The sequence below is a fragment of the Pseudomonas sp. GW460-LB5 genome, from assembly GCF_059423245.1.
The window spans coordinates 1-10,158 of sequence record NZ_JBWKXT010000054.1; the positions used below are offsets into that span (position 1 = coordinate 1).

Genomic DNA, 10,158 nt, shown 5'->3' on the forward strand with positions numbered 1-10,158 from the left:
GCCTTTCGGCCTCCCCGCTTCTATATAGCTACACCTGCAATCGCTCACTCAGCCTTGAGGGTAACCCGTGCAAACGACTTCTTGCCCGCTTGGCACACATGGGTCGCGCCCAGCGCAAACACGAAGTCACGATCCACGGCCGCACCGTCGACTTTAACAGCGCCGCCACTCAGCAGGTCCCGCGCCTGAGCCGAGTTCTTTACCAGGCCAGCCCGGTTCAGCACGGCAGCAATCGGCAAGTTTTCCGCTGCAACCACTTCGACTTCCGGCAGGTCTTCCGGCAACTCACCTTCTTTCATGCGGTTACCAGCACCACGGTGAGCGTTGGCCGCTGCCTCCTCACCATGGAAACGCGCAACGATCTCTTCGGCCAGCTTGATCTTGATGTCGCGCGGGTTGGCACCCTTGGCAACATCGGCACGGAACTGCTCGATCTCTTCCATCGAACGGAAGCTCAGCAGCTCGAAGTAACGCCACATCAAAGTATCCGGGATAGATACCAGCTTGCTGTACATCACCCCCGGCGCTTCCTGAATACCTACATAGTTGCCCAGCGACTTGGACATTTTCTTCACACCGTCGAGGCCTTCGAGCAACGGCATGGTCACGATGTTCTGCGCTTCCTGACCATAGGCGCGTTGCAGCTCGCGCCCCATCAGCAGGTTGAACTTCTGATCGGTACCACCCAGCTCGACGTCCGCCTTCAGCGCCACCGAGTCATAGCCCTGCACCAGGGGGTAGAGGAACTCGTGAATAGCGATCGGCTGGTTGGTGGTGTAACGCTTGTCGAAGTCATCGCGCTCAAGCATGCGCGCCACGGTGTACTGCGACGCCAGGCGAATGAAGTCGGCCGGGGTCAGCTTGTCCATCCAGGTGGAGTTGAACGCGACCTCGGTCTTGGCCGGGTCGAGAATCTTGAACACCTGCTGCTTATAGGTCTCGGCGTTGTCCAGCACTTGCTCACGGGTCAGCGGTGGGCGCGTGGCGCTCTTGCCGCTGGGGTCACCGATCATGCCGGTGAAGTCACCGATCAGGAAGATGACTTGATGGCCCAGCTCCTGGAACTGACGCAGCTTGTTGATCAGCACCGTGTGACCCAGGTGCAGGTCAGGCGCAGTCGGGTCAAAGCCGGCCTTGATGCGCAGAGGCTGGCCGCGCTTGAGCTTCTCTACCAGTTCCGACTCGACCAGTACTTCTTCCGCGCCGCGCTTTATAAGCGCCAGCTGCTCTTCAACCGACTTCATAGACAAACCCGCAAGGCTCAGATTCAGGGGGAGCCAACCATACAAGATCGGCCGTCAAATACAAGTTTCGCAAAGGAATGTGACCCGGGCACGGGCTCGCGGCGTCTACGCGCCCTTGCGTGAAAATGGATTTGGTTATATTTTATACAGTTATTTCATCTTCATCATGTCATTCATCTTTTCCATTTCACTTTTTCAAAGTCACCTTACCCATGACCAACGAACCGCCTAAAGCGCCCCCGCTTTATCCGAAAAGCCATCTGTTGGCCGCCAGCGGCATTGCCGCCCTGCTCAGTCTGGCTCTGCTGGTATTCCCCTCCAGCGAAGTGGAAGCCAAGAAAACCACCCTCAACCTCGAGCTGGAGAGCCCGGCCGAGCAGCTGAAAGACGAATCCCGTGCTGCCCCCCTGGTGCAGGCAGAAAGTGAGCAAGGCTCGCCCTTCGCCCAGATCGAAGAGGCAGCCCCCAAGACCCAAACGGCCGAGCAGCCAGCCCCTGCCACCGAACCCGTCGCCGAAGCAGCCAAGCAGCCTGGCCACCGCGAAGTCACCGTGGCACGTGGCGACACCCTGTCCACCCTGTTCGCCAAGGTCGGCCTGCCGGCCAATGCGGTACACGACCTGCTGGCCAGTAACAAGCAGGCCAAGCAGTTCAGCCAGCTCAAACACGGCCAGGTACTGCAGTTCGAGCTCGACAAGGATGGCCAGCTCGCCAGCCTGCACAGCAAGGTCAGCAATCTCGAGACCATTCGGCTGACGAAGTCCGCCAAGGGCTACACCTTCAACCGTGAAATCAGCAAACCCGTAGTTCGTACTGCCTATGCCCACGGCGTGATCAAGAGCTCGCTATCGGCTTCGGCCCAGCGCGCCGGTCTCTCCCACAGCATGACCATGGACATGGCCCGGGTGCTGGGTTACGACATCGACTTCGCTCAGGATATTCGCCCAGGCGACGAGTTCGATGTGGTCTACGAGCAGAAGGTCATGGACGGCAAGGTGGTCGGCACCGGCAACATCCTGTCCGCCCGCTTCACCAACCGCGGCAAGACCTACACCGCCGTGCGCTACACCAACAAGCAGGGCAACACCACTTACTACACTGCCGACGGCAACAGCCTGCGCAAGGCCTTCATCCGTACGCCGGTGGACTTTGCCCGTATCAGTTCGCGCTTTTCCGCCGGCCGCAAGCACCCCATCCTGAACAAGATCCGCGCGCACAAAGGCGTCGACTACGCCGCCCCGCGCGGTACGCCAATCAAGGCTGCCGGTGACGGCCGCATCGAACTGGCTGGGCGCCGTGGCGGTTACGGCAACACCGTGATCATCCAGCACGGCAACCGCTACAAGACGCTGTACGGGCACATGCAGGGCTTTGCCAAAGGCATCAAGACTGGCAGTTCGGTAAAGCAGGGCCAGATCATCGGTTACATCGGCACCACCGGCCTGTCTACCGGGCCCCACCTGCACTATGAGTTCCAGGTCAACGGTGTGCACGTCGATCCGCTGAGCCAGAAAGTGCCAATGGCTGATCCAATCGCCAAGAACGAGCGCCAGCGCTTCCTGCAGCAGAGCCAGCCCCTGATTGCCCGTATGGATCAGGAAAAGGCCACCCTGCTCGCAGCGAACAAGCGCTAAGCCCATGGCGCTCTACCTGGGGGTAATGTCCGGCACCAGCCTTGATGGCCTTGACATTGCCTTGATCGAACAAGGCGAGCAGCTTGAACTGCTCGCCACCCATTACCTGCCCATGCCCGGCGACCTGCGCCAGGAACTGCTTGCCCTGTGCAGCAGCGGCCCTGACGAAATAGCCCGCGCGGCGCTGGCCGAAAACCGCTGGGCCAGCCTGGCAGGCGAAGGTATACGCCAACTGCTTGCCCGCCAAGGACTGGGGGCCGAGGCCATCCGCGCCATCGGCAGCCACGGCCAGACTATCCGCCACGAGCCCGCACGCGGTTTTACCGTGCAAATCGGCAACCCGGCGCTGCTCGCCGAGCTAACGGGTATCAGCGTGGTTGCCGATTTCCGCCGGCGCGATGTGGCTGCCGGAGGCCAAGGTGCGCCGCTGGTTCCGGCCTTCCACGAAACCCTGTTCGGCCACCTGGGCCAGCGTCTGGCAATTCTGAATGTGGGCGGCTTCAGCAACCTCAGCCTGATCGAGCAGGACAAGCCGGTCCACGGCTTCGACTGCGGTCCGGGTAACGTGCTGCTGGATGCCTGGATAGAGCGCAAGCGCGGCCAGGCCTACGATGCCGATGGTGCCTGGGCGGCCTCGGGCGTGGTACAGGGGGGCTTGCTGAGTGCGATGCTGGCCGACCCGTTCTTTGCGGGTAGCGGCCCGAAGAGCACCGGCCGCGAAGTGTTCAACCTGCCTTGGCTGGATGGCCACCTGGCAGGCCTGCCCGCTTACCCGGACGAGGATGTACAGGCGACATTGCTTGAGCTTACCGCTCGCAGCATCATCGACTCGCTGAGCAATGCCCAGCAAGGCACCGAAGCGTTGCTGGTGTGCGGTGGCGGCGCACGTAACGGTGCCCTCATGGCCCGCCTCGGCCAACTGCTGCCCAAGGCCCGTGTCACCAGTACCGGCGCCCATGGCGTAGACCCTGACTGGGTCGAGGCCATGGCCTTTGCCTGGCTGGCCCACTGCTGCCTCGAAGGCATCAGCGCCAACCGGCCAAGCGTGACGGCGGCCAAGGGTTTGCGGGTACTGGGCGCAATCTACCCGGCCTAACTGCTACACCAGAAAGCAAAACGCCGCGCAATTGCGCGGCGTTTTCGTAGAGCGAGATCTCAGATCGAGAACGAGGACCCGCAACCGCACGTAGTGGCAGCGTTCGGGTTCTTGATCACAAAGCGCGACCCCTCCAGGCCTTCCTGATAGTCCACCTCAGCGCCAGCCAGATACTGGAAGCTCATCGGGTCGACCACCAGCGACACGCCTTCGCGCTCGACGATGGTGTCATCTTCGGCCACATCTTCATCGAAAGTGAAACCGTACTGGAAGCCCGAGCAGCCGCCACCGGTCACGAACACCCGCAGTTTCAGACGTTCATTGCCTTCCTCATTGACCAGGTTCTTCACTTTCTGGGCCGCCCCATGGGTGAATTCCAGACCGGTAGGGGTGAAGGTTTCGACGCTCATGTTGACTCTCCCGGCGCAGTTGCCGCCTTAAAACTCGATGACGCGCATTATCCGCTTTCCCGAGAAAATTGGTCAAGAATTGTGCGGCTTTAGTCGCGACTGACAAAATGGCCCGCGCAAGGCGGGCCATTTCGATCGCAGTTCGCTTACGGTAGCAAGCCTGCGTGGGACAGGCCCATCCGCTCATCCAGGCCGAACAGGATGTTCAGGTTCTGTACCGCCTGGCCGGAGGCTCCCTTGACCAGGTTGTCGATCACCGACAGCACCACCACCAAGTCACCACCCTGCGGACGATGAACGGCAATACGGCAGACGTTGGCGCCGCGCACACTGCGGGTTTCCGGGTGGCTGCCAGCTGGCATCACATCGACGAACGGTTCGTCGGCGTAGCGCTTCTCGAACAGCGCCTGCAGGTCGACCGAGGTGTCGACAACATTCGCGTACAGGGTGGCGTGGATGCCACGGATCATTGGCGTCAGGTGCGGCACGAAGGTCAGGCCGATGTCCTTGCCAGCAGCCAGGCGCAGGCCCTGGCTGATTTCCGGCAGGTGACGATGGCCCTTGACCGCATAGGCCTTCATGCTTTCGCCGGCCTCGCAGAACAGCGAACCCACTGCCGCACCACGACCGGCACCGCTGACACCCGACTTGCAGTCGGCAATCAGGCGCGACGGGTCGGCCAGGCCCGCCTCCAGCAGCGGCAGGAAGCCCAGCTGGGTGGCGGTAGGGTAGCAACCCGGTACGGCGATCAGGCGCGCCTGGCGAATCTTCTCGCGGTTGACTTCAGGCAGGCCATACACGGCGTCCTTGAGCAGCTCTGGCGCACCGTGCGGCTGACCATACCACTTGCCCCACTCGGTGGCATCCTGCAGGCGGAAGTCGGCCGAGAGGTCGATCACCTTGGTGCCGGCCGCCAGCAGTTCACCGGCCAAAGCATGGGCAACACCGTGCGGGGTAGCGAAGAACACCACATCACAGGCAGCCAGCGCCTTGCTGTCCGGCACGCTGAACGCCAGCCCGTCATAGTGGCCGCGCAGGTTCGGGTACATGTCCGCCACCGCCACGCCCGCCTCGGAGCGCGAAGTGATGACCGCCACTTCGGCCTGTGGATGCTGTGCCAGCAGACGCAACAGTTCGACGCCGGTGTAACCCGTGCCGCCGACGATACCGACCTTGATCATAACGCTTGCCCCTTATCAACGAGCCGTCTGGAAAGCGCACGATGATAGGGGCGTGAAGCGCCTGTAACAACTCTTCGGGTGACCCTTCGGGCGCTTGACCACTACTATCTGACGACCGTGAATACCTGAAGGAACTCCCTCCATGCTTTACCTATGGATCAAAGCGCTGCATATCGTCAGCGTGGTCTGCTGGTTCGCCGGCCTGTTCTACCTGCCGCGGCTGTTCGTCTACCACGCCCAGAGCCAGGACAGCATCAGCCAGGAACGCTTCGTGACCATGGAACGCAAGCTGTACCGGGGCATCATGAACCCGGCGATGATCGCCACCTACGTGTTCGGCGCATGGATGCTCTACCTCACGCCCGGCTGGCTGAGCCAGGGCTGGCTGCATGCCAAGTTGACCCTGGTCATCCTGCTGACCGGCTACCATCACATGTGCGGTGCCCAACGCAAACGCTTCGCCAGCGGCAACAACACCCGCAGCCACGTCTACTATCGCTGGTTCAACGAAGTGCCCGTGCTGTTCCTGCTGGGCATCGTAATTCTGGTGGTGGTCAAACCGTTCTGACATAGCCACCCGCTCAAGGAGCCTTGCCATGTCGCTACCTGCCTCGCTCGAACAACGCCTGCGCCTGCCTGTTGTCGCAGCGCCGATGTTCTTGATCTCCAACCCCAAACTGGTACTGGCGTGCTGCGCCAGCGGCGTAGTGGGTAGTTTCCCGGCCCTGAACCAGCGCGACAGCGCGGGCTTCAAGGCCTGGCTGGAGGAAATCGAGGCAGGCCTGGCGCTATTGGAGGCGCCAGCCCCCTATGCGGTCAACCTGATCGTCCATCCGACCAACCCACGCCTGCAGGCCGACCTGGCTTTGTGCGTGGAGCATCGCGTGCCGATCGTCATCACCAGCCTGGGGGCGGTCAAGGAAGTGGTCGATGCCGTGCATGGCTACGGCGGCCTGGTGTTCCACGATGTCACCACTCGCCGCCATGCCGAGAAGGCCGCGCAAGCGGGTGCCGATGGCTTGATCGCCGTGGCTGCCGGCGCGGGCGGGCATGCAGGCACCTGGAGCCCTTTCGCCCTGGCCGCAGAGATTCGCCAGTTCTTCGACAAGACCCTGCTGCTGGCCGGCTGCCTCAACCATGGCCACGAAATCCTCGCCGCACAATTGCTGGGCGCCGACCTGGCCTACATGGGTACGCGCTTCATCGCCACCGCAGAAAGCCAGGCCCAGGATGCCTACAAGCAGATGCTACTCGATGCCCACGCCGCCGACATCATTCACACCCCGGCAGTGTCCGGCATACCTGCCAGCTTCCTGCGTTCAAGCCTGGAGCAGGCTGGCTACGACATGAACGCCCTCAAGGGCGGCCACGAGCAAGGCAAGCTCAAACCTATCGACGACGAAGCGAAGGCCTGGAAGACCGTATGGTCGGCGGGCCAGGGTGTCGGCGAAATCCATGATCTGCCCAGCGCCAGTGCATTGATCGAACGGCTCCACAGTGAGTACCGGGAAGCCCTGGATCGCTGCCAGATTCTGCGCGCCCGCACCTTGTAGCAAAACGCAACACCTTACCCGGCCAAGCTGTACACTAGGCGCCCTCTTTCGCCCCCAGGAGCCTTGCATGACCCGTTACGCCATGATCACTGGTGCTTCCAGCGGCTTGGGCCTGGCCCTGGCGGAAGCTCTGGCACGGCGCGGGCGCAACCTGATCCTGGTGGCACGTCAGCGGGAAACGCTGGAACCCGTGGCCCTTGAGTTGACCCAACGCTTTGGTGTCGAGGTGCTGTTCCGCGCCTGCGACCTCAGCCAGCCGCTGCGCCTTTCTGGCTTCGTACTGGAACTGGAAGAAGGCGAACGGCGTATCGACCTGCTGGTCAACTGTGCCGGCTTGCGTACCTACGGGCCGTTCCTGGCCCATGAGTGGGCCGACGAGCAGGATCTGCTGGAGGTCAACGTTCTGGCCCTGAGCCGCCTGTGCCACGCCATCGGCAACCTGATGGCCGTGCAGGGTGGCGGCCAGATCCTCAACGTCGCTGGCCTTGCCGGGGTGGCACCCGGCCCGTGGATGGCGGCCTATGCCGCCAGCAAGGCGTACGTGCTGAGTTTTTCCCAGGCCCTGCGCGAAGAACTCAAGCGTACCGGTATCAAGGTCTCGGTATTGTGCCCAGGCCCTGTACGCTCCTCGCGCCGGCGCATTGCGCGGCTCGATGGCAAACCCCGCTGCCTCAGCCCCGAAGAAGTAGCGCTGTATACCGTGCGTGCACTGGACAAGAACCGTGCGCTGATCATGCCAGGCCGACGCAACCGCTGGCTGGCATTGGCCCCGCGCCTGCTGCCGCGCTGGCTGGTGTGCAAACTGGCCGGCGCCATCCACCGCCGCTATTGCCCGGCCGGCATGGAATAGCCACTGGGCGAGCGGCGCTCGGCTGAGTACACTCGGCCCGACCCTCACCATGGAGCAAGTGCTGTGGACGATCTATTCCTCAAAATCATCAACCGGGAAATCCCGGCGGATATCATCTACGAAGACGACCAGGTCCTGGCCTTCAAGGACATTGCACCCGCGGCACCGGTACATTTTCTGGTCATCCCGAAAAAACACATCCGCACGCTCAATGACCTGACCGAAGAAGACAAGGCCCTGGCGGGCCACATCCTGTTCACCGCCCAGCGCCTGGCTGTCGAGCAGGGCTGCGAGGAAGGTTTCCGCGTGGTCATGAACTGCAACCCGAAGGGCGGCCAGACTGTCTACCACATCCATATGCACGTGCTGGGCCAGCGCCAGATGAACTGGCCACCGGGCTGATCCACGGCAAGCGACCCCGCCGCTATTGCGGTAAACTGTCGGGCACATTCTTGCGGAGGTGCCCGATGGCTACCGAACGTCACTACTCGCCGCTCGACCGCTTGTTGCTGCAGGCCGATACCGCCATGCGCACCTTGCTGCCCTTCAGCGGCCAACCCGCCCGGCCATCGCCGGCCATTGTCCAGCCGGACGTCGACCTGGACGAGCAGCAGACCCGCCACATCGCCGGGCTGATGCGTATCAACCACACCGGTGAAGTGTGCGCCCAGGCGCTGTACCAGGGCCAAGCCCTGACCGCCAAGCTGCCCGAAGTACGCAAGGCCATGGAGCATGCCGCCGAGGAAGAGGTGGACCACCTGGCCTGGTGCGAACAGCGCATTCGCCAGTTGAACAGCCACCCAAGCGTGCTCAACCCCTTGTTCTACGGCATGTCGTTCGGCATCGGCGCACTTGCCGGCCTGGTCAGCGACAAGGTCAGCCTGGGCTTCGTCGCCGCCACCGAGCACCAGGTGTGCAAGCACCTCGACGAGCACCTGGAGCAGATCCCGCACGAAGACGAAAAGTCCCGGGCCATTCTCGAACAGATGCGCATCGACGAAGAGCAGCACGCCGAGTCCGCCCTGGAAGCCGGTGGTTATCGCTTCCCGGCCCCTGTCCGCTTTGGCATGAGCTTGCTGGCCAAGGTCATGACCAAGAGCACCTACCGCATCTGAAGGCATCGCCATGACGGACCGTTTCGACGCCAAGGACCTGGCGCGTGCCGTGCAGGCCGGGATTCTCCAGCCGGGCCAGGACCAAAGCCTGTTGGCATTCCTGCGCCAGCAACCGGCGGCACGTGGCAGCTTTCAGCTGGCCCATGTTGCGTTCTACTTCGGCGCCATGCTGATCATGGCAGCCATGGGCTGGTTGCTCACCGAAGCCTGGATGAGCATTGGTGACGGCGCGCTATTGATCATCGCCAGCCTCTATATCCTGCTGATCACCTTGTCCGCCCTCAACCTGCAGCGCCGCGCCCAGCCCGTTGCTGCCGGGGTACTGGCGGCGGTAGCGGTCAGTATCGTGCCACTGGCGGTGTTTGCCATTGAGCGCCTGGCAGGCTGGTGGCCACTGGACGACGCGCAAGCCGAGTATCACCAGTACTACACCTACGTGCAGGGCGGCTGGCTGGCGATGGAAGCGGCCACAGTGCTTGCCGGTTTGCTGATGCTGAGGCTGATCCCCTACCCGTTCGTCGTCATGCCTATAGCCGTGGCCCTGTGGTTCATGTCGATGGACCTGAGCGAATGGTTCTTCGGCTCGCCGTTCAGTTGGGAGCAGCGCCGCGAAGTTTCGCTGTGGTTCGGGTTGGGCTTGCTGGTGGTGTGCCTGTTGATAGACGGCCGCACGCAAGAAGACTACGCCCGTTGGGGCTACTTGGCCGGGCTGGCGGCATTCTGGGGCGGCTTGACGCTGCTGGACAGCGGCAGTGAGTTGGGCAAGGCCATGTACTGCCTGACCAACATAGCGCTGATGGGCATGGCCGTGCTGCTGCGCCGGCCGGTGTTCATGGTGTTTGGTGCACTGGGGGTGGCGGCTTACCTGGGGTACCTGTCGTACGAGGTATTTGCCGAATCGCTGCTGTTCCCGGTGGTGGTGACCTTGATCGGGCTGGCGGTTATCTGGCTGGGGCTGGTTTACCAGAAGCGGCGGGAGCGGTTGAGCCAAGTGATGCGGGGATGGTTGCCACGGTGGGTGCAAGCTGCACTGCCCGCACTTCGGAGCTGATAGTGCCGGGGGGGGGGGGGGGGG

Annotated in this window: 11 protein-coding genes; 8 read left to right on the plus strand and 3 right to left on the minus strand. The window is 62.6% G+C overall.

Features of this window, described 5'->3' with window-relative positions; translation table 11 throughout:
• Window positions 1-44 precede the first annotated feature (44 nt).
• Complete coding sequence (tyrS, locus tag AC07XM_RS24840) at window positions 45-1,244, minus strand: tyrosine--tRNA ligase (protein WP_016484643.1); 1,200 nt, start codon at window positions 1,242-1,244, stop codon at window positions 45-47.
• Between the two features lie 212 nt (window positions 1,245-1,456).
• Between tyrS and AC07XM_RS24845 the strand changes: the two genes are divergently transcribed.
• Together AC07XM_RS24845 and AC07XM_RS24850 are read left to right on the plus strand one after the other, a co-directional pair.
• Complete coding sequence (locus AC07XM_RS24845; protein WP_016484642.1) at window positions 1,457-2,878, plus strand: peptidoglycan DD-metalloendopeptidase family protein; 1,422 nt, start codon at window positions 1,457-1,459, stop codon at window positions 2,876-2,878.
• A gap of 4 nt (window positions 2,879-2,882) precedes the next feature.
• Window positions 2,883-3,974, plus strand: a complete 1,092-nt coding sequence (locus AC07XM_RS24850; protein ID WP_016484641.1) for an anhydro-N-acetylmuramic acid kinase — start codon at window positions 2,883-2,885, stop codon at window positions 3,972-3,974.
• 59 nt (window positions 3,975-4,033) lie between these two features.
• On the opposite strand, the gene erpA is transcribed toward AC07XM_RS24850, so the two are convergent.
• Both erpA and argC read right to left on the minus strand, forming a co-directional pair.
• Window positions 4,034-4,384, minus strand: a complete 351-nt coding sequence (gene erpA, locus AC07XM_RS24855; RefSeq protein WP_003255511.1) for an iron-sulfur cluster insertion protein ErpA — start codon at window positions 4,382-4,384, stop codon at window positions 4,034-4,036.
• Window positions 4,385-4,530: 146 nt separating this feature from the next.
• A complete protein-coding gene (argC, locus tag AC07XM_RS24860) occupies window positions 4,531-5,565 on the minus strand; it encodes an N-acetyl-gamma-glutamyl-phosphate reductase (protein WP_019472953.1) in 1,035 nt (344 codons plus the stop codon).
• A gap of 142 nt (window positions 5,566-5,707) precedes the next feature.
• Here argC and hemJ point away from each other — a divergent pair, with 142 nt between their 5' ends.
• The 6 genes from hemJ to AC07XM_RS24890 all read left to right on the plus strand — a co-directional run bounded on the left by hemJ (window position 5,708) and on the right by AC07XM_RS24890 (window position 10,134).
• Window positions 5,708-6,133, plus strand: a complete 426-nt coding sequence (gene hemJ, locus AC07XM_RS24865; protein WP_016484639.1) for a protoporphyrinogen oxidase HemJ — start codon at window positions 5,708-5,710, stop codon at window positions 6,131-6,133.
• Between the two features lie 28 nt (window positions 6,134-6,161).
• Window positions 6,162-7,118, plus strand: coding sequence for an NAD(P)H-dependent flavin oxidoreductase (locus AC07XM_RS24870; protein WP_102689879.1), 957 nt, complete (start codon window positions 6,162-6,164; stop codon window positions 7,116-7,118).
• Window positions 7,119-7,185: 67 nt separating this feature from the next.
• Complete coding sequence (locus AC07XM_RS24875) at window positions 7,186-7,968, plus strand: SDR family NAD(P)-dependent oxidoreductase (RefSeq protein WP_016484637.1); 783 nt, start codon at window positions 7,186-7,188, stop codon at window positions 7,966-7,968.
• Window positions 7,969-8,031: 63 nt separating this feature from the next.
• On the plus strand, window positions 8,032-8,370 hold the full coding sequence (locus AC07XM_RS24880; RefSeq protein ID WP_016484636.1) for a histidine triad nucleotide-binding protein: 339 nt from the start codon (window positions 8,032-8,034) through the stop codon (window positions 8,368-8,370).
• Window positions 8,371-8,435: 65 nt separating this feature from the next.
• Window positions 8,436-9,083, plus strand: coding sequence for a 2-polyprenyl-3-methyl-6-methoxy-1,4-benzoquinone monooxygenase (coq7, locus tag AC07XM_RS24885; RefSeq protein WP_016484635.1), 648 nt, complete (start codon window positions 8,436-8,438; stop codon window positions 9,081-9,083).
• Window positions 9,084-9,093: 10 nt separating this feature from the next.
• Window positions 9,094-10,134 (plus strand): hypothetical protein, encoded by a 1,041-nt coding sequence (locus AC07XM_RS24890; protein WP_023048032.1) that lies wholly within the window; start codon window positions 9,094-9,096, stop codon window positions 10,132-10,134.
• Window positions 10,135-10,158 lie beyond the last annotated feature (24 nt).

Bases quoted from the DNA above. Each gene is read 5' to 3' on its own strand.
- coq7 (WP_016484635.1), top strand. From the start codon at position 8,436: ATGGCTACCGAACGTCACTACTCGCCGCTCGACCGCTTGTTGCTGCAG.
- AC07XM_RS24870 (WP_102689879.1), top strand. From the start codon at position 6,162: ATGTCGCTACCTGCCTCGCTCGAACAACGCCTGCGCCTGCCTGTTGTC.
- AC07XM_RS24850 (WP_016484641.1), top strand. From the start codon at position 2,883: ATGGCGCTCTACCTGGGGGTAATGTCCGGCACCAGCCTTGATGGCCTT.
- argC (WP_019472953.1), bottom strand. From the start codon at position 5,565: ATGATCAAGGTCGGTATCGTCGGCGGCACGGGTTACACCGGCGTCGAA.
- hemJ (WP_016484639.1), top strand. From the start codon at position 5,708: ATGCTTTACCTATGGATCAAAGCGCTGCATATCGTCAGCGTGGTCTGC.
- AC07XM_RS24845 (WP_016484642.1), top strand. From the start codon at position 1,457: ATGACCAACGAACCGCCTAAAGCGCCCCCGCTTTATCCGAAAAGCCAT.
- AC07XM_RS24890 (WP_023048032.1), top strand. From the start codon at position 9,094: ATGACGGACCGTTTCGACGCCAAGGACCTGGCGCGTGCCGTGCAGGCC.
- AC07XM_RS24875 (WP_016484637.1), top strand. From the start codon at position 7,186: ATGACCCGTTACGCCATGATCACTGGTGCTTCCAGCGGCTTGGGCCTG.
- erpA (WP_003255511.1), bottom strand. From the start codon at position 4,384: ATGAGCGTCGAAACCTTCACCCCTACCGGTCTGGAATTCACCCATGGG.
- tyrS (WP_016484643.1), bottom strand. From the start codon at position 1,244: ATGAAGTCGGTTGAAGAGCAGCTGGCGCTTATAAAGCGCGGCGCGGAA.